The sequence below is a fragment of the Hyalangium sp. genome (genome assembly GCF_045802625.1).
Lineage (GTDB): Bacteria > Myxococcota > Myxococcia > Myxococcales > Myxococcaceae > Hyalangium.
This window is the reverse complement of record NZ_JBJMQP010000091.1, coordinates 1-26,461: the sequence shown is the minus strand read 5'-3', so window position 1 is coordinate 26,461 and position 26,461 is coordinate 1. Positions and strand designations below refer to the sequence as shown.

25 protein-coding genes, 1 pseudogene and 1 riboswitch are annotated in these 26,461 nt (G+C 68.9%); of the genes and pseudogenes, 18 read left to right on the top strand and 8 right to left on the bottom strand.

Features of this window, described 5'->3' with window-relative positions; translation table 11 throughout:
• Positions 1–20: 20 nt before the first annotated feature.
• Genes ACJ8AT_RS16850 through ACJ8AT_RS16830 form a run of 5 tightly spaced genes read left to right on the top strand, consistent with a single transcriptional unit; the run spans position 21 to position 6,414 of the window.
• On the top strand, positions 21–1,085 hold the full coding sequence (locus ACJ8AT_RS16850; protein WP_407738759.1) for a zinc ribbon domain-containing protein: 1,065 nt from the start codon (positions 21–23) through the stop codon (positions 1,083–1,085).
• A 12-nt stretch (positions 1,086–1,097) separates the two neighbouring features.
• Positions 1,098–2,054 carry a hypothetical protein gene (locus ACJ8AT_RS16845; RefSeq protein ID WP_407738758.1) on the top strand — a complete coding sequence of 319 codons (957 nt, stop codon included), beginning with the start codon at positions 1,098–1,100 and terminating at the stop codon, positions 2,052–2,054.
• A 47-nt stretch (positions 2,055–2,101) separates the two neighbouring features.
• Complete coding sequence (locus tag ACJ8AT_RS16840; RefSeq protein ID WP_407738757.1) at positions 2,102–3,436, top strand: MFS transporter; 1,335 nt, start codon at positions 2,102–2,104, stop codon at positions 3,434–3,436.
• Positions 3,437–3,475: 39 nt separating this feature from the next.
• Positions 3,476–4,159, top strand: coding sequence for a hypothetical protein (locus ACJ8AT_RS16835; RefSeq protein ID WP_407738756.1), 684 nt, complete (start codon positions 3,476–3,478; stop codon positions 4,157–4,159).
• Between the two features lie 59 nt (positions 4,160–4,218).
• Entirely contained in the window at positions 4,219–6,414 is a 2,196-nt protein-coding gene (locus ACJ8AT_RS16830; protein WP_407738755.1) for a hypothetical protein, read from the top strand.
• A 21-nt stretch (positions 6,415–6,435) separates the two neighbouring features.
• On the opposite strand, the gene ACJ8AT_RS16825 is transcribed toward ACJ8AT_RS16830, so the two are convergent.
• Positions 6,436–7,041, bottom strand: coding sequence for a Maf family protein (locus ACJ8AT_RS16825; RefSeq protein ID WP_407738754.1), 606 nt, complete (start codon positions 7,039–7,041; stop codon positions 6,436–6,438).
• 111 nt (positions 7,042–7,152) lie between these two features.
• Between ACJ8AT_RS16825 and ACJ8AT_RS16820 the strand changes: the two genes are divergently transcribed.
• Positions 7,153–8,370, top strand: coding sequence for a metallopeptidase family protein (locus ACJ8AT_RS16820; protein WP_407738753.1), 1,218 nt, complete (start codon positions 7,153–7,155; stop codon positions 8,368–8,370).
• Between the two features lie 4 nt (positions 8,371–8,374).
• Entirely contained in the window at positions 8,375–9,559 is a 1,185-nt protein-coding gene (locus tag ACJ8AT_RS16815) for a class I SAM-dependent rRNA methyltransferase (RefSeq protein WP_407738752.1), read from the top strand.
• Between the two features lie 6 nt (positions 9,560–9,565).
• On the opposite strand, the gene ACJ8AT_RS16810 is transcribed toward ACJ8AT_RS16815, so the two are convergent.
• The 6 genes from ACJ8AT_RS16810 to ACJ8AT_RS16785 all read right to left on the bottom strand — a co-directional run bounded on the left by ACJ8AT_RS16810 (position 9,566) and on the right by ACJ8AT_RS16785 (position 16,078).
• Positions 9,566–11,338: an ATP-binding protein gene (locus ACJ8AT_RS16810; RefSeq protein ID WP_407738751.1), complete on the bottom strand. Its 1,773-nt coding sequence runs from the start codon at positions 11,336–11,338 to the stop codon at positions 9,566–9,568.
• A gap of 233 nt (positions 11,339–11,571) precedes the next feature.
• Positions 11,572–12,027 carry a hypothetical protein gene (locus ACJ8AT_RS16805; RefSeq protein ID WP_407738750.1) on the bottom strand — a complete coding sequence of 152 codons (456 nt, stop codon included), beginning with the start codon at positions 12,025–12,027 and terminating at the stop codon, positions 11,572–11,574.
• Positions 12,028–12,220: 193 nt separating this feature from the next.
• The gene (gene ahcY, locus ACJ8AT_RS16800; RefSeq protein WP_407738749.1) at positions 12,221–13,636 is read right to left on the bottom strand and encodes an adenosylhomocysteinase; all 1,416 of its coding nucleotides are present in this window, start codon (positions 13,634–13,636) and stop codon (positions 12,221–12,223) included.
• Positions 13,637–13,708: 72 nt separating this feature from the next.
• Positions 13,709–13,777, bottom strand: a riboswitch (S-adenosyl-L-homocysteine riboswitch).
• A gap of 87 nt (positions 13,778–13,864) precedes the next feature.
• Entirely contained in the window at positions 13,865–14,977 is a 1,113-nt protein-coding gene (locus ACJ8AT_RS16795; protein WP_407738748.1) for a glycoside hydrolase family 3 N-terminal domain-containing protein, read from the bottom strand.
• 83 nt (positions 14,978–15,060) lie between these two features.
• Positions 15,061–15,552, bottom strand: coding sequence for a caib/baif family protein (locus ACJ8AT_RS16790; protein ID WP_407738747.1), 492 nt, complete (start codon positions 15,550–15,552; stop codon positions 15,061–15,063).
• 25 nt (positions 15,553–15,577) lie between these two features.
• Entirely contained in the window at positions 15,578–16,078 is a 501-nt protein-coding gene (locus ACJ8AT_RS16785; RefSeq protein WP_407738767.1) for a hypothetical protein, read from the bottom strand.
• Positions 16,079–16,184: 106 nt separating this feature from the next.
• Between ACJ8AT_RS16785 and ACJ8AT_RS16780 the strand changes: the two genes are divergently transcribed.
• The 5 genes and pseudogenes from ACJ8AT_RS16780 to ACJ8AT_RS16760 form a co-directional block, all read left to right on the top strand.
• Positions 16,185–18,233, top strand: coding sequence for an ATP-dependent helicase (locus ACJ8AT_RS16780; RefSeq protein ID WP_407738746.1), 2,049 nt, complete (start codon positions 16,185–16,187; stop codon positions 18,231–18,233).
• Between the two features lie 194 nt (positions 18,234–18,427).
• Positions 18,428–18,874: a 50S ribosomal protein L13 gene (gene rplM / locus ACJ8AT_RS16775; RefSeq protein WP_407738745.1), complete on the top strand. Its 447-nt coding sequence runs from the start codon at positions 18,428–18,430 to the stop codon at positions 18,872–18,874.
• Between the two features lie 36 nt (positions 18,875–18,910).
• A complete protein-coding gene (rpsI, locus tag ACJ8AT_RS16770; protein ID WP_407738744.1) occupies positions 18,911–19,312 on the top strand; it encodes a 30S ribosomal protein S9 in 402 nt (133 codons plus the stop codon).
• 136 nt (positions 19,313–19,448) lie between these two features.
• Complete coding sequence (locus tag ACJ8AT_RS16765) at positions 19,449–20,807, top strand: type IV pilus twitching motility protein PilT (RefSeq protein WP_407738743.1); 1,359 nt, start codon at positions 19,449–19,451, stop codon at positions 20,805–20,807.
• Positions 20,808–20,860: 53 nt separating this feature from the next.
• A pseudogene (locus ACJ8AT_RS16760) lies at positions 20,861–21,099 on the top strand (NUDIX hydrolase); the annotation flags it as partial.
• 3 nt (positions 21,100–21,102) lie between these two features.
• On the opposite strand, the gene ACJ8AT_RS16755 reads toward ACJ8AT_RS16760, so the two are convergent.
• Positions 21,103–21,840, bottom strand: a complete 738-nt coding sequence (locus ACJ8AT_RS16755; RefSeq protein ID WP_407738742.1) for a hypothetical protein — start codon at positions 21,838–21,840, stop codon at positions 21,103–21,105.
• 34 nt (positions 21,841–21,874) lie between these two features.
• Here ACJ8AT_RS16755 and ACJ8AT_RS16750 point away from each other — a divergent pair, with 34 nt between their 5' ends.
• From ACJ8AT_RS16750 to selD, 6 genes are all read left to right on the top strand, one after another.
• A complete protein-coding gene (locus ACJ8AT_RS16750) occupies positions 21,875–22,381 on the top strand; it encodes a regulatory protein RecX (RefSeq protein WP_407738741.1) in 507 nt (168 codons plus the stop codon).
• A 15-nt stretch (positions 22,382–22,396) separates the two neighbouring features.
• Positions 22,397–23,170 (top strand): outer membrane protein assembly factor BamD, encoded by a 774-nt coding sequence (locus ACJ8AT_RS16745; protein WP_407738766.1) that lies wholly within the window; start codon positions 22,397–22,399, stop codon positions 23,168–23,170.
• Positions 23,167–23,904: a hypothetical protein gene (locus ACJ8AT_RS16740; protein WP_407738740.1), complete on the top strand. Its 738-nt coding sequence runs from the start codon at positions 23,167–23,169 to the stop codon at positions 23,902–23,904. Before ACJ8AT_RS16745 ends, ACJ8AT_RS16740 begins: the two co-directional genes overlap by 4 nt.
• Before the next feature lie 38 nt (positions 23,905–23,942).
• Positions 23,943–24,671 (top strand): tetratricopeptide repeat protein, encoded by a 729-nt coding sequence (locus ACJ8AT_RS16735; protein ID WP_407738739.1) that lies wholly within the window; start codon positions 23,943–23,945, stop codon positions 24,669–24,671.
• 33 nt (positions 24,672–24,704) lie between these two features.
• Positions 24,705–25,646, top strand: a complete 942-nt coding sequence (locus tag ACJ8AT_RS16730; RefSeq protein WP_407738738.1) for an FHA domain-containing protein — start codon at positions 24,705–24,707, stop codon at positions 25,644–25,646.
• 4 nt (positions 25,647–25,650) lie between these two features.
• A partial coding sequence (gene selD, locus ACJ8AT_RS16725; protein WP_407738737.1) for a selenide, water dikinase SelD occupies positions 25,651–26,461 on the top strand: 811 nt, incomplete at its 3' end.

The window sequence follows — 26,461 nt, the reverse complement described above, 5'->3', positions numbered from 1 at the left end:
GCGGTATATGCGTGCGCGCCATGCCCGAGACCCTCTGCCCGAGCTGCGGCCACAGCCCCATCCCCGCCGGCACCGAAGCCTGCCCCAAGTGCGGCGAGCCCTTCGGGTTCCTGCCCATGTACAAGCGGGCCCAGCGGAAGATGGTGGACAAGCAGCGGGACCACGAGGACATCGAGCAGACCGTCTTCGGAGGCAACCTGACGGGCGAGGTGTCCGCCCATCCCGCGCCCATCGCGGCGGTGTTCTTCATCGGGGCCGCGGTGTGGTTCCTGCGCGTGGGTGGCGTCGTCGGCGCACGGTACGAGCCGATCTGGGCCTATGGGCTGGTGCTGATGGACCTGCTGCTCGGGCTGGGGCTCATCCTCAACCTGGGGCCCGCCAAGCTGCTCGCGCAGGTGGGGATGGTGCTCCAATTGGGCGTGGCGGGCTTCCTGGCTCGGGCGGCTCCGCTGGCGCCCGTGCACCTGGCCTATATGGCGCATGCGGCGGTGGCGCTCGCGATGGTGGTGGGCGAGCCCGGCCCGGTGCGCCGCTATGCCGGCCTGGGGCTGGGCAGTGGCGTGGCGGTGCTGGGGGTGATCTTCCTCGCGATGGGAGCGGGGCCGGGGGCCGTTGGAGGCGGGGTGCGCCAGCTGCTCGTGGGGCGTGAGCTGGGCTATCAGCTCGAGCTGCCCGATGGGTGGAGCCGGCTCTCGCCCGAGCAGCTCTCTCCGCACCTCTCCATGCCGGAGGCGACGCTCACGGGAGGCGGGGTGGGGTTCGGGGATGTGGCGCAGCGGCGCTACGGGGCGCTCTGGGTGGACCGGGAGGGCGGCGGCTCGGTGAAGGCGGGCTGCCAGAAGCTCCTCCAGGCCTTCGGAGGCGATCCGGCGAGCCCTCCGTCCACGAGGCCCGCGCCAATGGCGCTCGGCACCAAGGCGCTGATGTACGAGCTGCGCACGACGATGGGGGCCCGAGGCTCGTTCGGGTGCGGGCAGCTCGCGGATGGGCGGCTGGTGGGGATAGCGGTGGTCGCGGCGCCGCCCGAGACGGCCAGTGGCGAGTCCGCCTTCATCGCGGTGGGCTCGGGGCTGGCATTGCAGTAAAGGCGGGGAGCCATGAACGTCCAGGTCCTGTTCCACGACAACTGCTTCGACGGCGCGGCGAGCGCGGCCGTGTTCACCCGCTTCTACCGGGAGCGCTTCCGGCCGGACGCGACCTTCACGTACCGCGGGCTGGCGCACAAGCCGGGGGCCGAGGGAATCGATCCCGCCGTCTTCACTGGGGACGAGAACGCCATCGTCGACTTCCGCTACAGCCAGGACGGGCGGCTCACGTGGTGGTTCGACCATCACGTCTCCGCCTTTCAACAGCCGGGAGACGAGGCGCACTTCCGCGCGGATACCAGCGGCCACAAGTTCCACGATCCGCACCGCAAGAGCTGCACGAAGTACATGGCGGATGTGGCGCGCGAGCGCTTCGGCTGGGACGCCTCGGCCCTGGCGGAGCTGATCCACTGGGCGGAGATCATCGATGGGGCGCAGTTCCCGAGCCCGCAGATGGCGGTGGCGCTGGAGGAGCCCGCGCTGCGCATCATGACGGTGCTGGAGGCGAACAAGTCGCCGGACCTCATCCCCCAGCTCATCCCGCGGATGCAGACCGAGTCGCTGGCGCAGATCGCGGCCTCGCCGCTGATCGCCGCTCCGCTGGCGCCGCTGCTGGAGCGCCACCAGCGCAACATCGAGCAGGTGCGCGCCAAGGCCCGCTACGAGAACGGGGTGGTGTTCTTCGATCTGGCGGACGAGGGCGTGGACAGCCTGAACAAGTTCATCGCCTACGCGCTCTATCCCGAGGCGCGCTACACGCTGTGGGTGGGGCAGGGGCCGAGCCGGGCGAAGGTGTCGCTGGGCTCGAACCCGTGGCGGCCGGGGCTGCGCAAGCATGATCTGGCGGCCATCGCCGGGCGCTACGGCGGCGGAGGGCACCCGGTGGTGGCGGCGGTGAGCTTCAAGCCGGGCGAGCTGGAGAGGGCTCGCGCCGCCTACCGGGAGATCCTCGCCGAGCTGTCCGCCTGAGCCTGAAAGTCTTGCCCGGCTCGGGGGGATCACGCTCTCATCCGCCCATGGAGACTCCTTCTACCCCCGAACCCGGGCAGCCGCTGGCGCCTCGTCCGCTCACGATGCAGGACGCGAGGACGCTCGCCCTGGCGGCGCTGGGCGGCGCGCTGGAGTTCTACGACTTCATCATCTTCGTGTTCTTCACCACGGCGATCGGCCAGCTGTTCTTTCCGCCCGACACAGCCGAGTGGCTGCGCCAGTTGCAGTCCTTCGGGCTGTTCGCGGCGGGCTATCTGGCGCGGCCCTTGGGCGGCATCGTGATGGCGCACTTCGGGGACCGCACGGGCCGCAAGCGCATGTTCTCGCTGAGCGTGTTCCTGATGGCCGTGCCGACGCTGCTGATCGGCGCGTTGCCCACCTACGCCACGGCCGGGTACGCGGCGCCGCTCGCGCTGCTGGTGCTGCGCATGTTGCAGGGCGCGGCGGTGGGCGGAGAGGTTCCGGGCGCCTGGGTGTTCGTCTCCGAGCACGTGCCCAAGGACCGGGTCGGCTTCGCGTGCGGCACGCTCACCTCGGGCCTCACGCTCGGAATCCTGCTGGGCTCGCTGGTGGCCACGGCGATCAACAAGCTCTACACCCCCGCCGAAGTGCTGGCCTTCGCCTGGCGCGTGCCGTTCCTGGTCGGCGGCGTGTTCGGCTTCCTCGCCGTGTTCCTGCGCCGCTGGCTCGCCGAGACGCCGGTGTTCGAGGAGATGCGCCAGCGCCGCGCCCTGGTGCAGGAAATGCCCCTCAAGGCCGCGCTGCGCGGCCATGGCTCCGCGGTCGCGGTGTCGATGCTGCTCACCTGGGTGCTCACCGCCGCCATCGTGGTGGTGATCCTGATGACGCCGACGCTGGTGCAGAAGCTGTACAACATCCCCCCGGCCCACGCGCTGGAGGCCAACAGTCTGGCCACGCTGAGCCTCACCTTCGGGTGTGTCGCCTTCGGCCTGGGCGCCGATCGCTTTGGGGTGAGCCGGGCGCTGGGGCTCGGCTGCCTGGCGCTGCTCGTGACGACGTTCCTGCTCTATCGCGGCGTGGCCCAGGCGCCCGAGCACCTGATTGCCCTGTATATGCTGACAGGGGCCTGTGTGGGCGTGGTGGGCGTGGTGCCGACGGTGATGGTGCGCGCCTTCCCCGCGGCGGTGCGGTTCTCGGGGCTCTCGTTCTCCTACAACGTCGCCTACGCCATCTTCGGAGGACTCACGCCGTTGGTGGTGACGCTCATGGTCAAGAGCACGCCCCTGGCGCCCGCCTACTACGTGGCGGGGTTGTGCGTGGTGGGGCTCGGGGTGGCCTTCTATCTCCAGAAGGAGCAAGCAGCCTCTGGGGGGGCAGTCATTTCCAGGAAAGTGGGATAGTCTCGAAGCGCGGGAGACATCACCCAAGGAGCACGTGGCATGGCCGATGGCTTCGAGGCACCCAGGCGCCCCAGCTATGGGGGCTCTACGCCGCAGCCCCAGGTCCAACTCGAGGCAGCGCTGCGCCGGGCCGGCGTGCCCGACGCGGAGCGGGTTCACGTCTCCGCGTACCTCAAGAGCCTGACCGGCGCCGATCTCCAGAACGAGATTCTGCTGCTCCAGCACGCGGCGGCGACCCCCAACGCGAAGGCGGCCATCGCCACCTATGATCGCGTGCTCAGCATGGCCCAGGAGAGCCCCAAGGCCGCGCAGCGGCTGACGACGCCGATGCGTCACGCGCTGCTCCGGGGGGTGGCGGATCCGAAAATCACGACCAACGTCGGCAACGAGGGCATCCTGGGGCAGGCCCAGGCGGAGCTGGCGGCGCGGACGCTGGTGCACATGCCGCAGGCCCAGTTCGAGCAGGCGCAGCAGCTGCTGTCCCGGGCGGGGCAGGGTGGAGCGCATGGGCTCAACGAGCTTCGGGCGGATCCGTGGGCCGAGCGCGCCTTCATCCTCAAGTTCATCGCCCAGCGCAGCGAGCGGCTGCGCGCCACCGCCGCGGACGCGGCCCCCAAGAAGGGCGTGGACACCGAGGCCAGCCGGGCGATGGATGAGATCTCCGGCTTCGCGGACGACATGCGCGCCATGGGGCGCAGCCAGCTCATCCGCGTGAATACGTAGTCCCGCCGCTCCGAGGTGGTTTCCGGGGACAGCCCCGCCGCTGATAGATTGGGGAGCGCATGGCCAAGATTGGCTCCCCACTGTCTCCTGGAGTTGGACGCAACCCTGCTCCGGGTCCCGCGGGGACGCCCGAGCCGGCCGCGGCACCTCAGCCGGCGCACGACGGAGCGCCGCCGCACTCGCCGCCGCCCGAGGCCCCACCTGCCTCCAATCAAGCGCAGCAGGTGGCCCAGCAGTTCGGGTCGGCCTTCGCGTCCGCGGGCCGGCTGGCCACGCAGCTCGTCAAGGGGCTGGTCCCAGGGGCCAACACCGCTCAGCCGCAGCGCACCGAGAAGGAGAAGGGCCCGGTCGAGCGGGAGGAGGAAGGCAAGAGCGCACCGCAGCTCCAGGACGCCGCGCCTCAGCCCGGCGAGGCGGGCACGAAGAATCCGTTCGTGGCTGCCTTCAATGCGCTCAAGCGTTCGCGCCTGTTCCGCTTCAACAAGCTGCGCAGGAGCCGGGCCGGGCGCAGCGAGGCCGTCAACCTCATCTACGGTGACGACTATGACGAGGACGAGCAGGACCGGCACCGCGCCCGTGCCTGGCTCGGACATGATCAGGAGGACACCACCTTCGAGCACGCCAAGCGCGAGGCGCTGCTCCTGCATGTCCTGGAGCGCCAGGGCGAGCCTCCCTTGCGCATCGTGCGGCAGCTCAACTTTCAGCTCGGCGTGCGCCCCGATCGGGAGTTCAAGCACCTGCTCTGTGATGAGGTCCGGCCGCTGATGGACGCGCTGGCGGGCCGGGTCGAGCAGCTCTCCCCCGAGGAGCGGCGGGCCCTCGCGGCGATGGTCTCTCGCGCGGCCTATCAGGTGGGAGTCCGCAGCGCCGATAACTTCTCGCAGCTGCTGAGCACGGCAGGCGCGGTGGAGGCAGCCCAGCTCGAGGCCTCCTCCGCGCCGCTGGTCGAGCGGGCTGCACACCTCGAGCGCGCGCTGCGTCAGGCCGCGAGCCCCGCGTATCGGGCGGCGTTGATCCAGGCCGGGTGTGGCTTCCTGGAGAAGCTCGCGGGGGGGATGGCGGGGCTGGCGCCTCAGGAGCGGCAGCTCGTCTGGGGCTCGCTGCTGCGCTCTGCCGAGAGCGTGGAGCCCGGGAGCCTCTCTTTGATGGCGCATGCTGTCGTGGCCGGGATCCTCGGCGACAAGGGCACTGGGAACGCGGGCCTCATCGCCGAGGCGCTCGGGCCCGCGCTGAGGACGGTTCCCGGAGGCGGAAGCTGGGCGGTCCAGCTCGTCTTCGTGCTCTCGGCGCGCGGTGAGGCGCAGGCCGCCGAGCAGCTGGCTGAAGTGCTGCGTGGGGTGATCCACGAGGCGCGAGGAGCCTGCATTCCGGCCTTCCAGGGCTTGCACGCCGTGCGCAACCAGCCGTCGGGCGGAGCTGGCAGCGAGGAGGACCTGCTCCGCGAGCTGGAGGACCGCGCTCCACTCCTGGTGGCGCTGATGCCCGCCTGTGCGCAGGCGCTCGATAAAGCAAACACAATGCCTCCCGCCGCGTCAGCCCTCGGTGATGAGGCCTTGCTCGCCCTGGGCTCGCTGGACCAGGTGGGCGCCACCGCCGCAGGGCAACGGATGCTTCGCCGGACGCTGCTGGCGCAGGAGCGAGGCAGCCAGACCTTCCTGACCGCTCTCCCGAAGGTGGCGAGCACCTTGGCTCAACCGCAGTGGGTCTCCTCCCTCGATGCGAGGGGCCTCGTTCCGGCGAACTACAAGGCGGGTGGCCAGCCCTTCCTGCAGCGTGTCGCCACGCAGACCGGTCAGGCCCTGACGGGTCCTGTCCTGGCCCGGAGCCAGAAGGGCGATAGCCCCTCGGCGCGAGTCCTCTTGCGCTCGGCCATTCGAAACAACACCGCGCTCTTTGGCCTCAAGCCCGAGGGAGCCCGCCTCGCCGCGGACGTGCTCGAAGCGCTGAGGGACAAGCCCGGCATGGACTCGTTGCAGAGGTCCCTGGTGCTGCTGGAGAAGATCCGCGGGCAGCATGCTGTCTCGAAGCACTTCACCAGCGTCGAGACGCTGCAGGTGGTGGCGACCGCGCTGGCGGAGAGAGGGATGTCGCCGTCGCAGCAAGGCGCCGGCCCGGGTCGCCGGGAGCCTCCCCGGTTGACGGCGCTCGAGATCGCCATCGACCAGAGCGCCCACGCGCGCCAGAAGGCGTCCGCGCCGGCTCCCGCGCCCGAGCCAAAGCCAAAGCCCCCAGCGGCTCCTCGAAGCCGCAAGTGAGCTGAGGAGCACGGGCCTCGGCTACGGCGCTCCGGCTGTTCCAGGCGTCCTCGGGGCGAAGAAGGAGAGCCCAGCCTCGCGCAGCATCCGCACCACGGTGAGCATGGGCAGCCCCTGCACGTTGGTGCGATCGCCTTCGAGCCTCGCCAGCAGGGCTTGCCCGGCGCCCTCGACACGGTAGCTGCCGGCACAGCCCTGCCACTCGCCGAGGTCCAGGTAGCGCTCCAGCTCGTCCGGTGCGAGGGGGTAGAACGTGAGCCGGGAGACCTCCAGCGCCTCGGCCACGTGGCCTCCGGGGCCCACCAGGCACACGCCGGTGCAGATGTCATGGGTGTGCCCGAGCAGCTTGCCCAGCTGCTGGCGCGCGGCCTCCCGGTCCGCGGGCTTGCCGAGCACCTCTCCCTCCACCTCGACGAGCTGGTCCGCGCCGATGACCCAGGCGTCCGGGTAGCGAGCCTGGATGGCGCGGGCCTTGCGCGCGGCGAGCTCCCGCACCGCCTGCCGAGCCGAGAGGGTAGGAGAGACGTCCTCGTGCACACCGGGGGCTTCAGCCCGGTAGGGCAGGCCAAGCCCATCCATCAGGGCCCGGCGGGCGCTCGAGGTGGACGCGAGAATGAGGGTGCTCATGAAGCACAACCTACGTCGGACCGAGCCGCCAGGCACCCGGGCTCTCCTCACCAGGCAGGCAGGCGTGACGATTCTTCCCGAGCCGAGAGGGATGCCGTACCCTGGCGGCCCATGTCGCGGCGTGGCCTGCTCGCCCTCTTTCTCCTGCTCGGTGCCTGTCAGCGCAGCTCTTCGGAGCCTGCTGTGGCGGCGTCTTCCCTCGATGCGGGGGCCGCTTCCGCCCCCGTGACGGTGGCCCCAGCGGCGCTCGGCAAGCCGGATGCGTCCACGCCCGCTGTCGCCGCGCTCCCCGTCTGCCATGACGACGGGGGCTCCCCTATCGAGGCGGCGCGCCGCTACTACGACAGCGAGCGCTACGAGGAGGCCCTCTCCTGTGCCGCCAAGGCCGCCGCCCTGGAGCCCGACAACGCCGAGGCCCACGCCGAGCGAGGCATGGCCCTGACCGCGCTGGATCGCATGCCGGAGGCGCAGATGGCCTTCGCCCGAGCGCTCGCCATCGATCCGGACTCGCCCAACGGGCTGCTCGGGGCCTCGCACCTGTACGTGGTGGATCTGCCCTCCACCCGCGAGCGGGACGAGCTGGGCCTGCTGTACTCGGAGCGGGGGCTGTCCAAGCCGGGCATGGTCTCGGATCTGGTGGTGCAGTTCGCGCTCATCTCGGCCATGGCCTTCAATGATCTCGGCCAGGCGGCGGAGGCCCTGGACCGCGCGTCCATCGTGCTCGCGCGCGAGCCCCACAACCATGAGGCCACGTACGAGAAGGCCCTGGCCCTCTTCGAGCTGTGCCGCTTCGCCGAGGCGAAGGCCGCGTTCCTGGCGCTCCTGAGCGATTCGGAGCATGGGGCCCACGCGCACCAGCACCTGGGGCTGCTGCTCGAGCGTGAGGGCAAGTGGAAGGAGGCGCAGGCCCACTTCGACAAGGCCCACGCGCTGGCGCCCGATGACTTCCCCACGCCGCCCTTGCTCAGCGAGGCCGACTTCCGCGCGGCGGTGGCCAAGGCCGTGACGGCGCTGCCCGAGGACATGCGCAAGGACTTGGAGGGCGTCCCCGTCAAGACCGAGGAGATCCCCCAGGACGACGATCTGCTGTCCGGGGAGCCGCCGCTGTCGCCCACCATCCTGGGACTCTTCCGGGGGCCACCGCTCAACGAGGAGTGCGACGGGACGGAGACGCCGTGCCGCTCGGTGGTGCTCTACCGGTTGAATCTGGCGCGTGCGGTGCGGACGCCGCAGGAGCTGCTGGAGCAGATCCAGGTGACGCTGCTGCATGAGGTCGGCCACCTGCGCGGCGAGGACGACGAGGAACTGGCCGCTCGCGGCCTGGAGTGAGCCCATGGCTTCCCAAGCACTGCCCACCGCGCGAGTCAGCCCCAAGGGCGCCAAGAGCCTGCGCCGGGGTACCCCCTGGCTCTACCGCACCGAGCTGCTCGAGCCCCCCAAAGTGGACACGCACGGCGCGGTGGTGGCCGTGGTGGATCCGCAGGGCAATCCCATCGGTCAGGCGTTCTACGCCCAGCGCTCGCCGCTGGCGCTGCGCCTGCTCACCCGCCGCCCTCCCGCCGAGGAGCCGGTGGACGAGGCCTTCTTCCGCCGCCGCCTGGAGGCCGCCCTGGCGCGCCGCGCGCCGCTCCAGCACCGGGACGGGCTGCGGCTGGTGCACGGCGAGGCGGATCTGCTGCCAGGCCTCTTCGTGGACCGCTACGGCGCGGGGCTGACCGTGCAGACGCTCTCGGAGGGCATGGACGCCCGGAAGGAGCTGCTGGCGCGGATGCTGGTGGAGAAGACGGGCGCCACGCACGTGGTGTGCCGGGACGATGCCTCGGGCCGGGACTTCGAGGGCCTCAAGCGCGAGGTGATGCTGCTCCACGGCTCGGGCGAGGCGCGCTTCACCTACCACGAGGGAGAGAACCGCTTCGAGGTGGACCTGCTGAGCGACATGAAGACAGGCGCCTTCCTGGATCAGGTGGACAACCACCTGCGCGCTGGAGAGCTGGCTCGCGGCGAGGCGCTGGATCTCTTCAGCTACCACGGCGGGTTCGCGCTCGCGCTCAGCCGCTCGTGTGACGCGGTGCTCGCGGTGGAGCAGGACCCGAAGGCCGCCGAGCGCGCCCGGGAGAACGCCGCGCGCAACGGGCGCTCCCACGTGACGGTGGAGACCGGCAATGCCTTCGATGTGCTGAGGCGCTTCGCCGACTCCGGCCGCCGCTTCGACACGGTGGTGCTGGATCCACCGGGGCTGGCCAAGCGCCGCGAGGGCCTGGCCACCGCGCTGCGCGCCTACCACGAGCTGAACCTGCGCGCCTTCAAGTGCCTGAAGCCCGAGGGGCTGCTCGTCACCTGCTCCTGCTCGGGCAAGCTGAGCCGCGAGGCGTTCGAGGAGATGGTCATCTCCGCCGCCGAGGACGCCCGGCGCCCGGTGCAGATCCTCGAGCGGCGCGGGGCGGGGCTGGATCACCCGGTGCTCGCCGGCCTGCTGGAGACCGAGTACCTCAAGGCCCTCTACGTCCGGGCCCTCTGAGCCGGCTCACTGCTTCCGGCAGCAGGGCAGGGTGACCTCGAAGGTGGAGCCCTGGCCGGGCGCGCTCTGGGCCACCCGGATCCGGCCTCCCAGCGCCTGGATGCTCTGCTTGCAGATCCACAGCCCCACGCCGAAGCCGCTGTAGTTCTGGCCGGGGACGGCGCGCTCGAACCGCTCGAAGATCCGCGCGTGGTCCTCCGGCGGGATGCCAATGCCCTGGTCTCGAACCGTCAGGCGGGCCTGGGTGCCATCGGCCGAGATCGTGATCTCGATGGGCTTGCCCGCGGCGTACTTGAGCGCGTTGCTCAAGAGGTTGGAGAGCACCTGATCGACTCGGGCTCGATCCCACTGCCCCCACATGGACCCCTCGGCATGAACCAGGAGGGGGCTCTTCGCGCGACTGGCCTCTTCGGCCATCCGCTCGCAGACCTCGTGCGCGAGGTCCACCAGATCCACCTCCTCGATGCGGAGCATGAGCTTGCCGGCCGTGATCTGCGAGAGATCCAGCAGATCCGTGACCAGCGCCTCCAGCCGCTTGACCTGACGGTCCACCGCGTCGGCCTTCGTGTTGAGCAGGCCTCCCGTGCCCTCCCCCGGGACGGCACGCACCAGGTTGCGCTGCAGCGATTGGATCTGGAGCTTCATCGCGGCCAGCGGCGTGCGCAGCTCATGCGCCACCACCGACAGCAGTTCGTCACGTTGAGCGACGGCCCGCTGAGCCCGGGTGTAGAGCCATGCTCGCTCCAGCGCTTGCGCGCTCTGCTCCATCATGGTGGACATGAGCCCGCGCTCCAGCTCGTCGAACACGCGGGGCGTGGAGAAGCGGACCCAGAGCACCCCGAGCACGTCGCCACGCGACTTCAGCGGCAGCGCCGCGGCGGCCTGGTAACCCGCCTCCGCCGCGAAGGTCAGGAGCGCGGGATACTGCGCGCCGTATCTCGCCAGATCCTCGAAGTAGAACGCCCTGCCCTTGCGGTACGCGACCGCGACCGGGTTGTCCGCGGTGATGGGCAACGTCTGGAAGCGCTGGAGGATGTGGGGCGTGTGGGTGTGGCCCACGTGGGAGACGATCTCCAGATCGGTGCGCGACTCGTTCGGCAGCACGAGCGAGCCCGCGACTCCCCCCAGGGAGGCGATCGCGATGTGGGCGACGACGTCCGCCACCTGCTGGGGAGTGGCCGCGCCCGAGAGCGCTGCGGTGACCTGCTGCAGCCTGGCCGTCCGCGCCGCGGCCCGCTCCAGTTGCAGGCGGTCGTCTCGGTGCCGGGCGTGGAGCCGCGCGCTGTCCATCGCCAAGGCCGCGCAGTCCGCGAGCGCCTCGAGCAGCTCCAGGTCGGCCTGGGTGTAGGGAGGGCTGCCCGAATCGCGAGACAGCCAGAACGCTCCGTGGACGCGATCCTTCCCCGACAGGGGCACCACCAGCAGGCTGCTGACGCCCACGCTCTCCAGGTACGCCGTGAACTCCGGGACCGCGGCGCGCTGCAGGAGCGCAGGATCCACAGAGGGCAGGTAGAGGGACTTGCCCGAGGAGACGGCCGCTCCCGTGAACCCCTCACCGATGCGCAGCTTCCGCATCGTGTTGATCTGCTCCAGCACCTTGCACCGCTCCGGATCCCGGTGATGGATGGTGACCGGCTCGAGCCCCGTGTCGTCCTCCATGAGCAGGAAGACGGCACAGCCGTCCCCGAGCATCGCCACGATGTGCGAGGAGACGGTGTCGAGGACGAGCTCGAGGTCGGACTCGGCCTCCGCCAGTTGCCGGGAGAGGTTCACCAGCACGCGGAGGCGAGCCGTCGCTTCCGCCGTCGGAGAATTGTGGGCTGAACTGCCCTCCGCTGGAAGGAGACTATGCCCGGGCGGAAGGGGCTGTCCGAGGCGCATGGACTCTCATGGTAGCTGGGGTCAGGGGCTAACAAAACGTGTCCATCCGGACAAGGCGCGCGCCGCTCATCTGTCCAGTGCTGGAAGTCTTGCGAGCCATTGCCAGCCTCCCCTCCGGGAGAGCGAGCAGGCTAAGCGCGGGGGCGGCTGGCCTTCGCGTCACGCTCGGCGGTGCGCAGCTCCTTGCCGGCCTTGCCCTGCTCGGACTTGCGGGCCTGCGCGGTGCCGCGCTTGCTCACCACGGGAGCGGGGGAGAGGCTGAAGCCGCTGTGCTCCAGCTCGGCGCGGGACGTGGAGTACACCTCCGCGCCGCTCGGGGTGACGTGCACGACGAACTCATGCGTCTCCCCGTCGCGCAGCCGCAGCGTCACCCGGCTGGTGCCCGGGTGCAGGGCGCGGATCTCCGCGCCGCTCTTGGACGTCGCCACCGAGATCACCGACGCGTCGGAGACCTCCACCTGGCTGCCGCGCCCGGGGAAGCCCAGGAACGTCGTCTGCCCCACCCACAGCGCCAGGGGACCCGCCCACGAGGCCGTCGAGAACAGGGCCACCGCGACGATCAACAGCTTCCCGGCGTTGCGAACCATGACGAGCTCCCAGGGTGTTGTGGGCTGACTGCTCTAATTATCTGACATGTAGGCAGGAAGTTGCGTGGGGCTGTAACCTCTTTGATTTCAGGGGCTTAGCGCAAAGAAAAAGGGCCACCCCGTCGTCCGAGGTGACCCTTTTCTTGACAATTATCGAGCCCGCTCCGGCGCGCCGGAGGGGGAGGGGAGCGGCCTAGTAGCGGTAGTGGTCGCTCTTGTACGGGCCCTGCTTGGGCACGCCGATGTAGCTGGCCTGCTCGGGGGTGAGCTCGGTGAGCATGGCGCCCAGCTTGGTGAGCTGCAGGCGCGCCACCTTCTCATCCAGGTGCCGCGGCAGCATGTACACGCCCGGCTTGTACTTGCCGGGCTGGGTGAAGATCTCCAACTGCGCCAGCACCTGGTTGGCGAACGAGGAGCTCATCACGTAGCTGGGGTGGCCGGTGCCGCAGCCCAGGTTCACCAGCCGGCCCTCGGCCAGCAGGATGATGCGCTTGTTGTTCGGGAAGATGATGTGGTCGACCTGGGGCTTGATGTTCTCCCACTTGTACTGCTTGAGGCTGGCCACATCGATCTCGTTGTCGAAGTGGCCGATGTTGCAGACGATGGCGTTGTTCTTCATCCGCTTCATGTGCTCGTGGGTGATGACGCGGAAGTTGCCGGTGGCGGTGACGAAGATGTCGGCGTGCTCGGCGGCGTAGTCCATGGTGACCACGCGGTAGCCCTCCATGGCGGCCTGGAGCGCGCAGATGGGATCGATCTCGGTGACCCACACCTGGGCCTGGAGCCCGCGCAGCGCCTGGGCCGAGCCCTTGCCCACCTCGCCGAAGCCGGCCACCACGGCCACCTTGCCGGCGATCATGACATCCGTGGCGCGCTTGATGCCGTCCACCAGGGACTCGCGGCAGCCGTAGATGTTGTCGAACTTGGACTTGGTGACCGAGTCATTCACGTTGATGGCCGGGAACATCAGCTTGCCCTCCTTGGCCATCTGGTAGAGCCGGTGCACGCCGGTGGTGGTCTCCTCGGTGACGCCCTGGATGCCCGCGGCCGTCTTCGAGTACCAGCCGGGCTTCTCGGCCAGCCGCTTCTTGATCGAGTTGAAGAGGGAGATCTCCTCCTCGCTGCCGGGCTTGGACAGCACGGAGGCGTCCTTCTCGGCGCGGCTGCCCAGGTGGAGCAGCAGCGTGGCGTCGCCGCCGTCGTCGAGGATCATGTTCGGCCCGCCGCTGGCGAAGTCGAAGATCTTGTGGGTGAACTCCCAGTACTCGTCCAGGTTCTCGCCCTTGTAGGCGAACACGGGCGTGCCGTTGGCGGCGATGGCGGAGGCGGCGTGGTCCTGCGTGGAGAAGATGTTGCACGAGGCCCAGCGGACCTCGGCGCCCAGCGCCTCCAGCGTCTGGATGAGCACCGCGGTCTGGATCGTCATGTGGAGCGAGCCGGCGATGCGCGCGCCCTTGAGCGGCTGCGTCTTGGCGTACTCCTGGCGGATGGCCATGAGACCGGGCATCTCGGTCTCGGCGATGGCGATCTCCTTGCGGCCCCAGTCGGCCAGCTTGATGTCGGCGACGCGGTAATCGGTGAACTTGCTCAAGTCGGTGGCAGCCCTCATGTGTTTGCTCCTGAGTAGGGGGCTGAAGGGAGGAGCGCGGGCTTCTGCTCGCCTCCCGGGCCTTCAGCCACGAGTCAGCGAGCGCCGTTACAGAACCTGAGCCTGGCGGGGACGAGGCCCCGTTGCAGCGCTCCTCAGGTGCCAGACACCCTAACGGAGAACGGGGGCTGTTTGCCAGAGGCTCGCGAGAGCCCGCCTGGACGCCCGCCCGGAGCCCTGTGGGGTGGCCTACATCTTGTCCAGCAGGCCCAGCCGATCCTTCAAGCGCAGGACACGGCGCACGGCCGCGTCGAGCTGCCCGGCCATCTTGGGGTCGGACTCGGCCAGCCTCGTGATGATGCCGAAGTAGTCCAGGCCTCCGCTCCAGTCCGGAGGCTCGGTGGTGAGGATGAGATCATTCCCGGCGAGGAAGGCCTGGCGGACCACCTCCTCGCGCTCGGCGCCGATCTGCTCGGCCAGGGCTTGGATGGCCACGTCATCGGTGATGGTGATCCAGCCGTTCTCGTGAGCCAGGGACACGAGCGCCGGCTCGAGGATGGCGGGCTTGGGGCCGAACTTCGAGTAGACGATGTTCGACATCATCACCCCGCCCAGGAACGGATCCGCGGCGCGGAACACCGAGGCCTGGGCCCGGACGCGCTCCGGGTCCCAGTCCACGGTGGCGTGCTCGTGGTCCGAGTCCGAGTCGAGATCTCCATAACCCGGGAAGTGCTTGCCGATGGCGATGACGCCCGCCCGCATGAGGCCTCGGGCGAAGGCGGTGGCCTTCTTCTTCACCACCTCGGGGTCTCCGGAGAACGAGCGGCCGTTGCGGAACATGTGGCCGGTGGAGGACACGTCGAACACGGGGGCGAGGTTCATGTTGAGCCCCACCGCGCGCATGGCCTTGCCGACGCGCACGCCCCAGGCCTCGACGACGGGCTCCTCCAGCGCCGCCATGTCCCGGGCCAGGGGCAGATCCTTGATGGAGGGGTAGCGGTTGAGCCGGTTGAAGCTGCCGCCCTCGATGTCCACGGCGAAGAACGGGGGGATGTGCGCCCGCTGGCGGCTGGAGCGGATGCGGACCTTGGCGGCGTGGATCTTCCGGAGCGTGGGCCCCACGAACAGCACGCCGCCCGCCTCCACGGGGCCGTCCTTGCTGATCTGCGGATAGGCGAGCAGCAGCTGGCCCACCTTCTCGCGCAGGGACAGGGACTGGAGGACGCGCTCCACGCGCGCCTCATCGGGGCTGCGATCGACGAGGCTCTTGCGATGGAGCCGGGTCCGCGCCGCCGCCGCGCCCTCGAAGGCGCAGAGCAGCAGCAGCAGGGACACGAGGGGTGAGCGAAGGACTGCCCGCATGAGCTTCCGTCTTCTACAGGGGATGGGCCTGCTTCGAGAACCCGGAACCTCGTGCCGGGTCGCCGAGCAGACAGGCCACGGGCTCAGGAGATGCCCAGCTCCTTGCGCAGCCGGTTGGTGACCTTGAAGTACTCGGTACGGGAGAAGGGCACGTTGAGGATGTGGAAGTCCTTCTTGGACAGGCCCACGCAGCCGAAGCAGTAGTTGCAGTCCTGCAGGTTGTGGCACAACAGCAGGTACGCGCTGCCGGTGCAGTTCTCGCACTGCACGCAGTAGGCGCACGCGTGGCAGCTCTTCGAGTCCACGCAGTGCGAGCAGTTGTTGCACAGCTCGCAGCGCACGCAGTGGGTGCAGTGGTAGCAGCTGTCGCAGTCCTTGCAGAACATGCAGTTGGCGCAGCGCTGGCACCCCTCGCACGAGTACGAGCCCGGGTTGCCTGGATCCGCGGCGAACCCCTTGGACAGCTTCTGGAACTGCTCCATGAACTCCCGCTTGCCCAGCGCCACCACCGCCTGTCGCGCCGCTGCCTCCTCGCCCGGCTCCGGCGTGGGCGCGCGCGTTGCTTTCTCCTTCACTCGAGAGACTCCTTCCAATCGGGTCTTACCGCAGTTGCGCCAGCCTCGCGAGATCGAGCCCCCGCGCCACCCGCCGCACCTCCACCGTGTTCGGGAAGCCGCGGCTCGTCACCGCCACCACGTACCGGTCTCCCACCAGCAGGTTCGCCTCCGCCGTCACCTCCGCCGCGTCGTAGCGCACGAAGCCCACCGCCGCCTCCCAGAAGATGGGCGCCGTCGGATCGCTCGCGGCCTTCTGCTTGCCGTCCTCGGCCGCCGCCTTGATGGCTTTGGCGATCTTCCCTCCCAGCGTGGTGTCCACGATGCGTACCTTCACCTCGCGATCCTCACCTCGCGTGAAGGTGCGCTCGGCCTCGCTGACGGAGACCTCGCCGTACTTGCCGGTGGAGCCCTCGGTGGTGGCGTGGGTGTAGCCGTCCAGGGAGTCCGGGAGGAAGGGCGCCAGATCCTTGAAGTACACGCACGGTGAGGGCGGAGTGGCCACCTCCACGGCGGGGGGCGTGGCCGCCGGGGAGCGGCTGTCCACCGTACAACCCAAGCCCGGCGCGAGCGCGAGCAGGAGGAGGGGCAGGGCCAGATGGGATTTGATTTCGCGCACGAGCCGATCAAAAGGTATCCCCGCGCGGCGCGCAATGGACCTTTCGAAGCTCAACCCCCCACAGCGCGAGGCCGTGACCACCCTCGAGGGCCCGCTGCTCGTGCTGGCGGGCGCGGGCAGTGGGAAGACGCGCGTCATCACCCACCGCATCGTCCACCTGCTCAACGAGCGGCCGTTCGGGGCCACGGCTCGCAACATCCTGGCCGTCACCTTCACGAATAAAGCCGCCACCGAGATGAAGGAGCGGCTGGTGAAGATGGCGGGGCAGCGCGCACAGGGTGTCCTGGTGTGCACCTTCCACGCCTTTGGTGCGGAGCTGCTGCGCGAGGACATCCACCGGCTGGGCTGGCCGAAGAAGTTCGCCATCGCGGACATGGGAGATCAGCTGTCGCTCATCCGCCGGGCCATGCGCGACCACAAGGTGGATGACCGGGCCTTCGACGCGCGCAAGGTGCTCACGCTCATCTCGAAGGCGAAGAACTCGGGCCGCCCGCCGGAGGTGAAGCCCGAGGGGATGGGCGACGACTACGATCTGATCACCCACCTGGTGTACCCGGGCTATCAGCTGGCGCTGAAGGCGCAGGGCTCGGTGGACTTCGATGATCTGCTGGTGCTGCCGGCGCGGCTGATGCGCGAGCACGAGGATCTGCGGCACAAGTACACCCGGCGCTTCCGCTACCTGCTGGTGGACGAGTTCCAGGACACGAACCTGGCGCAGATGGACCTGCTGCAGCTGCTGGCCGGCGAGGCGAAGAACGTGTGCGCGGTGGGGGACGACGATCAGGCCATCTACAGCTGGCGCGGCGCCGAGGTGAAGAACATCCTCCAGTTTGATCGCTACTTCCCGGGCACGAAGGAGGTGCGGCTGGAGCAGAACTACCGCTCGATGCAGACGGTGCTGGACGCGGCCAACGCGGTGATCGCGAAGAACCCCGAGCGCAAGGCCAAGCGCATGTGGACGGACCGCGCGGGCGGCGAGCGCATCAAGGTGGTGAAGTGCCCCAACGAGGAGGAGGAGGCCCGCTACGTGGCGCGGGAGGTGGAGAAGCAGATCGCCCACGGCATCCCCGCGGATGAGATCGCCGTGCTCTACCGCACCAACGGCCAGTCCCGGCCCATCGAGGAGTCCCTGCGCGAGAAGGGCATTGGCTACGAGGTGGTGGGCGGCAGCGAGTTCTTCGATCGGCGCGAGGTGAAGGACGTCATCGCCTACTTCAAGGTGATCGCCAATCCGAAGGACGAGGTGAGCCTGCTGCGGATCGTCAACGTGCCGGCGCGAGGCATCGGCGACGTGACGATGGAGCGGCTGCACACGCACGCGCGGGCCGACGGCGTGTCGCTGTGGGAGGCCATGGAGCGCGGCGAGCAGTACGAGGACTTGCCGGCGGGCGCGGGAGGCAAGGTCCGCGAGTTCCTCCGGATGATCGAGCGCTACCGGGGGCTCTTCGAGGGTGGCAACCTGGCGCAGGTGACGCGCCAGCTGCTGGAGGAGATCGGCTTCAAGGAGGCGGCGCGCTCGATGGCGCTGTCGGCCACCTCGGCGGACAAGAAGCTGAAGTCCGTGGAGCAGGTGCTCACCTCGCTGGAGAACTTCGAGAAGCGCGAGGGGCCCAAGGCCAGCCTGCTGACCTACCTGAACCGGCTGAGCCTGGACACGCGGCAGGAGGAAGAGGAAGTCCCTGGCGGCAATCGGCGCGTCACCTTGATGACGGTGCACGCCTCGAAGGGGCTGGAGTACCGGCTGGTCTTCTTCATTGGCCTGGAGGAGGGGCTGATGCCCCACGGCGGCATGCAGGGCGAGGCGCAGAACCTCGAGGAGGAGCGCCGGCTCTGCTACGTGGGGATTACCCGGGCCAAGGAGCTGCTCTACCTGACGCGGGCCGCCATCCGGGTGAAGCGGGGCAAGGACGTGCCCTGTACTCCCTCCCGGTTCCTGGAGGACCTGCCGGCCGAGACCGTGGAGCTGATCGATCTGGAAGCCCCCCGGACAGGCGCCCCCACCACCGAGGAGAAGAACTTCTTCGCCAACCTGAAAGAGCGCTTCAAGGCCAAGGGGGCAGGCGGGGGACCGGCCCCGACTTAGGCAGAAGGCGGGCTGAAAGTGGGGTTTGTGGCCCCTGCCTGCGCCGCGCCCTTGACTTACCCCTTCCGTCCTCCTAAGAGGGTCGGCCTTTCCGGGCCTCACCCTGGAGTATTCAGGAAGGACCCGTGGTTGGTTCGACTATGTCAGGCGATCTGCGCACGCGGTCGCCGCAGCAGAGTTTTGGAGTGCAAACAATGTCGCAGAGGACCTACAGCGCGAAAGCGTCGGACATCAAGCGCCAGTGGCACATGGTGGACGTCTCGGACAAGGTGCTGGGCCGCGCCGCCAGCCAGATCGCCATGCTGCTCAAGGGCAAGCACAAGCCCATCTACACCCCGTCCATCGACACGGGCGATCACGTCGTCGTCATCAACGCCTCGAAGGTGAAGGTGACGGGCACCAAGGAGCAGGACAAGCGGTACTACCGCCACCCGCGGGCCGGCTTCCCGGGCGCCCTGAAGATCACCAACCTCGAGAAGCTGCGTGAGCGGCACCCCGAGGACATCATCATCAACGCCGTGCGCCGCATGCTCCCGCGCAACGCGCTGGGCCGGCAGATGATGACCAAGCTCAAGGTCTACGCGGGTGACACCCACCCCCACGCCGCGCAGAAGCCCGCCACGCGCGAGGTCGAGGCGTAACCTTCTCCCCACCTTTGATGACGAGAGCAGAACCCCATGCCTATCAATCCTGAGAATGGTTTCTATGCCACCGGCCGCCGCAAGGAGGCCACCGCCCGCGTGTGGATCAAGGCCGGCACTGGCGCCGTGACGGTCAACGGCCGCGACATCAACAACTACTTCGGCCGCGAGACGTCCAAGATGGTGCTCTTCCAGCCGCTCGAGATCCTCGAGCAGAAGGGCAAGATCGATCTGACCGTGAACGTGAAGGGCGGCGGCCTGTCCGGCCAGGCGGGCGCCATCCGCCACGGCATCGCCCGCGCGCTGTGCGCCTTCAACCCGGAGTTCCGCCCGGTGCTGAAGAAGGCCGGCTTCCTCACCCGCGACGCCCGCGCCGTCGAGCGCAAGAAGTACGGCCAGCCGGGTGCGCGCCGCCGGTTCCAGTTCTCCAAGCGCTAGCCTGTCTGCTCCTCACGGGAGCAACTTCAGCGGCGGGGGTCTCCTTCTCGGAGGCCTCCGCCGTTGTGCTTTTGGACTTTGAAAAGAGGGGTCTCTTCGCCCGGCCCGGAGGCGGTGCTAGCATCCGGACCCGACCATGGAACTCAACGAGATTCTTCAGATCGCACTTCGAGGCGGCGCCTCGGATATCCATCTCAAGGCCGGACTGCCGCCCATGTTCCGCGTGGACGGCTCGCTCGTGCCCCTCAAGGACGGCAAGCGGCTGCCGCCGGAGGAAGTGGCGCGGATGGCGTTCGGCATCATGAACGAGTTCCAGAAGGAGAAGTTCAAGGCGAGCAACGAGGTGGACCTCGCCTACGGAGTGCCCGGCCTGGGCCGCTTCCGCGTGAACATCTTCCAGCAGCGCGGCACCATCGGCTCGGTGCTCCGCGTCATCCCCTTCAAGGTGATGACCATCAAGGATCTGCTCCTGCCGCCCATCCTCGAGAAGATCGTCGGTGAGGAGCGCGGGCTGATCCTCGTCACGGGGACCACGGGCTCGGGTAAGTCCACCACGCTCGCGGCGATGATCGATCACATCAACGCCAACGAGACCAACCACATCATGACGGTCGAGGACCCGATCGAGTTCCTCATCCGTGACAAGCGCTCCATCATCAACCAGCGCGAGGTGGGCGTGGACACGCTCTCGTTCTCGCAGGCCCTCAAGAGCGCGCTGCGGCAGGACCCGGACGTGATCCTCGTGGGCGAGATGCGTGACTACGAGACGATCGAGACGGCGCTGCACGCCGCCGAGACGGGCCACCTGGTGATGTCCACGCTGCACACGCTGGACGCCACGGAGACCATCAACCGCATCGTGTCCGCCTTCCCTCCGCACCAGCAGAAGCAGGTGCGCTTGCAGCTGGCCGCGGTGCTCAAGGCGGTGGTCAGCCAGCGCCTCATCCCGCGCGCGGACGGCAAGGGCCGCGTGGCCGCCGTGGAGGTCTTGCGCGTGACGGCGCGCGTGCGCGAGCTCATCGAGGACAAGGACCGCACCAAGGAGATCCACGACGCCATCGCCCAGGGCTTCGACACCTACGGGATGCAGACGTTCGATCAGTCGCTGATGGGGCTGGTGCGCAACGGGCTGGTCTCGTACGAGGAGGCCCACCGTCAGGCGACCAACCCGGACGACTTCGCGCTGCGCTTCTCGGGCATCAGCGGCACGGCCGACTCCAAGTGGGACAACTTCGACAGCAAGGCCGGCGAGCAGCGCCCGGTGCCGGGCACCAACCAGTTCGCCCAGAAGGGCGCTCCGGGTGGCGGGGCTCCGGCTCCGGCGGCGGGGGCTCGTCCAGGCCCGGCGACTCCGGCTCCGGGGGCGCGTCCTCCTCCGCCTCCCGCGGCGGCTACGGGGGCTCGGCCTGCCGCCGCTCCGGGAGCGCGTCCTCCGCCTCCGCCCGCCGCCGCGGCGCAGGGGGGCGACGACGACTTCAGCATCGAGCGGTTCTGAGGAATACGCTTATGGGCTCGGCCCGTCTCTTCTGGAAGATGGCGGGCCAAGTCCAGGCGGAGCGGAACCACCAGCTTACGCGCTTGGCGCGCGGACAGCTTGTGCGCGAGCTGTCCGAAGGTCTCCCCAACGGCTGGCCGGCCGTGCTGGACGACTCCAACCGTTTACTCATCAAGACCGAGCAAGGAAGGTCAGCGCAGCGCTCCTCGCCAATCCGCCTCCCCCCGGCTGGCGTCCGCTCGGCCCGGACGACGAGCTGCTGCGCACGCTCTTGCCCGACGAGCAAGCCTGAACATCAGGCGTCCTCGTCGCCAATCTGAGCCCTCAGGCGGGTCAGGCGCATGGGCCCGATGAGCCCCTGCTGCGAGAGCAACTGCAGCAGCTCCACCGTGGCGCGCAGCCGGGCCTCCTGAATCTCCTCGGACTGGTCCGCGATCTCCGACTCCACGAGCGTGTCCATGTGCTCGGGGTTGATGGGCGCTGGGCCCTCCGACCAGGCGATGTCGAACAGGCTCTTGGCGATGTGCGCCCGTGCCGTCCGCTCCGCGTCCGTGGCGCCCTTCTGCGAGAACTTCAGCATCATGGCGTCCACGCCCTCGCGGGTGAGGGCGGCGAGCGCGGGCACCTCGTGGAGCGCCTCCTCCACGAAGGAGGCATCGAAGGTGTCGATCTCCTCCTCGTAGCCGAAGGCCTCCTCCAGGAGGATCGCGGCGATGAAGGCCTCCGACTCCTCCTCGCTGGCGCCCTCGGAGGTGAGCGCCTCGCGGGCCTTGGCGGTGACCGAGGAGAGCTTCGGGTCCTGCGCGATGGCGCGCGCGGCCGTGTGCGTGGCCAGCAGCACGAGCGAGGCCTGGACATCCGAGGCCAGCTTGCGGCCGGTGACGCCCAGCACCTCGGCGCGCTGCTGAGGGTGCGCGGCGGCGGCGGCGGTGAAGAGCTGCTCCTCGGAGTCGAGCGGCTCGCCCGCCTTCTCCTTGCGGAACGTCTCCCGGGCGGCTTCGAGGCTGAGGAAGCGGGCAATGAGCGGGTGCATGCCGCGCCTGTTACCACATGCTAGAGAGCAAGCGATGGACACGGAGCACGAAGGCCCCGAGGCAGTGCGGCGCGCGACAGAAATGTGCCTGCGTCTGTTGGCCATGCGCGCCCGGAGCCGGCACGAGCTCAGGCTCGCCCTGGAGCGCAAGCAGTTCTCCGCCCAGGTGCGGGAGCAGGTGCTGGAGAAGCTCCAGGGGCTCGGCTACGTCGACGACGCGCGCTTTGCGAAGGACAGGGCCGCCTCGCTGCTGCAGAAGGGGAGGCTCGGCCCCCAGGCCGTGCTCCAGCGGCTGGAGGCCCACGGGCTGGGCAGCGAGGAGGCGCGCGAGGCGCTGTCCGCCGCCACCGGGGCCGTGGAGTTCGACCCGCTGGAGGCCGCACGGAAGGTGTTGGAGGGCCGGGGGCTGCTCGGGCGCCGGCTGGAGCCGAAGGAGCAGGCTCGGGCCGGACGCCTCCTCCACAGCCGGGGCTTCTCCTCGGATGTCATCCAGCGGCTGCTCGGTGAACCATCGCTGGATCCCTCGGGGCTGGACGATTAGCTTGCACACGTGCCTATGCGTCTTGTCGTCGCCTGCCTGACCGCCCTCCTGTTGCTGTCCACCGGCTGTGCCTCGCTCCAGAGGGGTGCCGGCGAACCTGACTACGCCTCCAAGGCCGAGGAGAACCTCCACCTCGGGGACGAGGCCATGGACAACCGCGACTTCCAGCGGGCGGAGAAGTACTACGAATACGTGAAGACGAAGTTCCCCTACCTGGAGGCCTCCAAGGAGGCGGAGCTCAAGCTGGGGGATGTGGCCTTCGAGGAGGAGCAGTACCCCGAGGCCCGCGAGAAGTACGAGTCCTTCATCAAGCTCCACCCCACGCACCCCCAGGTGGACTACGCCGCCTACCGCGCCGCCGTCACCCACGTGAAGGAGATGCCCTCGCAGTTCTTCCTCCTGCCTCCCTCGGAGGAGAAGGACCAGACCGAGGTGCAGTCCGCGCTCAAGTCGATGAACGACTTCCTGCGCCAGTATCCGGACTCGAAGTACGCCAAGGACGCCAAGGCCCTACAGGCCGAGGCGAAGCGGCGGCTGGCCGAGCACGAGCTGTACGTGGCGAGCTTCTACCGCAAGCGCGAGCACTGGCACGCGGTGGCCCAGCGCCTGGAGGGGCTGCTGGCCCGCTACTCGGGGACCCAGTACGACGAGGAGGCGTTCTTCTCCCTCCATGAGGCGTACGTGAAGCTCAAGGAGCCCGACCGCGCCCAGGAGACGCTGCGCAAGCTCATCCAGCAGATGCCCAATACGCCCGCCGCGCAGCGGGCCCAGCGCATGCTCGGCTCGTGAAGTCCTCCGAGGATTGGAGCCGGCTGGGCGGCATCATGATTGCCGCGCTCGCCATTGCCGCCGTGGCGGTGGTGGGGCCCCGCATGCTCGGCTTCGCCGCCGGGCCCGAGGCCGAGATCATCACCCAGGTGAAGAACCGCGAGCGGGAGGGGCTGAAGCTCTCGCTGCCGGGCCTCCCCGCCCCGCTCACCGCGCACGAGGCCTTCTTCGATCGCATCACCGTGCGCGCGGAGCCTGGAGGCCAGCGCGCGGAGGCCCTGGCCACGCTCGACTTCACCGGCACCCTGGGCGACACCGACATCAGCTCGCTGGGGGTGGAGCAGATCCCCTTCGTCCTCCGGGACGGGAGCTGGGCGCCGGAAGGCCGGCTCGCCCCACGGCTGGTGGCGGTGGTGATGGCGCTGGAGGCGCGCAGGCGGGCCTTGGAAGCCGGGGACACGGCGGCGCTGGCGCAGCTGTCCGCTCCACCCGAGGCGGATGCCGGTTCGGAGCGGGATGCGGGCGGGTCGGTGGGGGTAGGACAGCCGGACCTGGAGATGCTCCTGGCGCTCAAGCGGAGGCGCTACAGGGCTGAAGCGTGGTTCATCCGGCTCGAGCGGGACGAGGCGGTGGCCACCGAGCACTGGCACCTGGAGGGCGATCTCCCCTCCCGTCCCGTGGACCAGCAGGGGGAGAGCCGGCTGATCCTCCGGCGGCGCGGACAGGAATTCTTGTTTTCCTCCCCGCTCAGGTAGGCTAACGGTCTGATCGCCAGGCTTGGCGAGGTAGGGACATGGACGAGGCCCTCAAGCAGCTTCTTACCCTCGGGCGCGGGTATTTCGACAAGAAGCAGTATGCGCAGGCCGAGCAGTACCTGTCGCAGGTCGCCGAACAGAGCCACTCGTTCGCCGACGTCTACAACATGCTCGGCATCATCTACCACGACCAGGGCCAGTTCGCCCGGGCGCAGCGGGCGTTCGAGTCGGCGCTCCGCATCAACCCGGCCTACACCGAGGCCGCGCTCAACCTGGCCGTCATCTACAACGACATGGGCAAGTACTCCGAGGCGAAGGAGGTCTACCAGAACGCCCTCGCCCGGCAGAAGAGCGTCCCCGGAGAGATGGATCCCTTCGTCAAGGGGAAGATCGCCAACATGTACGCCGACATCGGCAACATGTTCGCCTCCAACGGGGCCTGGGAGCCAGCCATCGGCGAGTACCAGCGCGCCCTGGCCCTGTGCCCCCACTTCGTGGACATCCGGCTCAAGCTGGGGGATGCGCTGAGGGACGCGGGCCGGCACCCCGAGGCCCTCCAGCAGTTCGAGCAGGCCATCTCGCAGAACCCGGGCTTCATGCCGGGTCGCATCCATTACGGAATCGCGCTTTACTCGGCGGGCCAGCGGGCGGAGGCTGTGAAGGTGTGGGAGGACGTCCTCACGCGTGATCCGGACAACAAGAGCGCGCGGATGTACCTCAATCTGGTGAAGGAGCCGGCGTCGGGGAAGGCAGAGCAGGCGAGCTGATATGGAAACCCTCTTCATCGAGGTCTCGGTAACGTGAGCACTCCGAGCGGGTCGAAGAACTACGCCCTGAAATTCATCTCCGGGAAGTATCAGGGTGGCGAGTTCCCCCTGAAGGCGGACAAGCAGATCGTCATCGGCCGTTCGAGCGAGCTGGACATGGTGCTCGTCGAGGACATGGTCTCGCGCAAGCACGCGAAGATCATGATCAGCGCCGGGAACATCACCATCGAGGATCTCGGCTCGACCAACGGCACCTTCGTCAACGGCGAGAAGGTGAAGCAGGCGCGGCTCAAGGAGGGGGATCGCATCCTCATCGGCACCTCCATCCTCAAGCTCATCCAGCAGGGCGCCGACTCGGTCAACGTGGACGAGAAGGTCGTCAAGCAGAAGCTGGAGGAGGCGGCGGCGGCGCAGGCGGCCCGCTCCACCAAGACTTCGTCCATGACGGGGAAGATCGAGGAGATCCCCCTGCCGGATCTGCTCCAGCTCTTCCACACGTCGAAGAAGAACGGCGTGCTGGTCATCACCAGCGACCGGGAAGGGAAGATCTACCTGCGCCAGGGCCGCGTGTACTACGCGGTGATCGACGAGAACCACAACCTGGGGCCGCAGAAGAGCTTCAACCGCATCATCACCTGGGAGCACGGCGACTTCGAGCTGCGTCCGGCGGACAACCAGGAGTTCATGGTGGAGCTGGACTCGTCCACCGAGGCGCTGCTGATGGACTCGCTGCGCCAGCTGGACGAGTTCAAGCGCATCCAGGGGCAGCTGCCGGAGATGGCCGCGCCCATCCGGCTGGCCCAGCCCATGACGGCCCCGCTCAAGGAGCTGACGCCCGAGCTGCTGGACGTGCTCCAACTGGTGCACAACTACGGCAGCCTGGCCGGGGTGCTGGATCACGCGGACCAGGACGACGTGCTGACGGCCGAGGCGGTGGTGCAGCTCATCAAGCGCGAGTACGTGCAGCAGGGGTGATGCCATGGCGGACGAGCAGCACACGCACAAGCGCCTGACCGAACTGAGTCACTGCGCGGGCTGAGCCGCCAAGCTCCGGCCCGCGGATCTGGCGCAGGTCCTGCGCCGCTTGAAGACAGCGAAGGGGCCGCAGGCGTTGGTGGGGTTCGCCACCAACGATGACGCGGCCGTGTACCGTGTGGCGCCCGGCCTGGCCGTGGTGGAGACGGTGGACTTCTTCCCGCCGGTGGTGGACGACCCGTTCCAGTTCGGGGCCATCGCCGCGGCGAACGCGCTCTCGGACATCTACGCGATGGGCGCCCGGCCCATCTTCGCGCTCAACCTGGTGGGCTTCCCCAAGGAGCTGCCGCTCGGCATCCTCTCGAAGATCCTCGCGGGCGGGCAGTCGAAGGCGGACGAGGCGGGCATCCCCATCCTCGGTGGCCACAGCGTGCAGGACCCCGAGCCCAAGTACGGCATGGCCGTCACCGGCCTGGTGCACCCGAAGAAGGTGCTCACCAACGCGGGCGCGAAGCCGGGGGACGTGCTCATCCTCACCAAGCCGCTGGGCTCGGGCATCGCCACCACCGCCATCAAGCGGGGCATGGCCTCCAAGGCGCTGACGAAGCGCGTGGTGGCCGTCATGTCCCAGCTCAACCGCTCCGCCGGAGAGGTGTTCGCCTCGGGGAAGTTCAAGGTGAACGCGCTCACGGACGTGACGGGCTTTGGCCTGCTGGGGCACCTGCTGGAGATGATGAACGGGGCGAAGGCGCGGGCGCTGCTGGCGCTGGAGCGCGTCCCCATCATCCAGGAGGTGCCGGCGCTGGCGGGGCAGG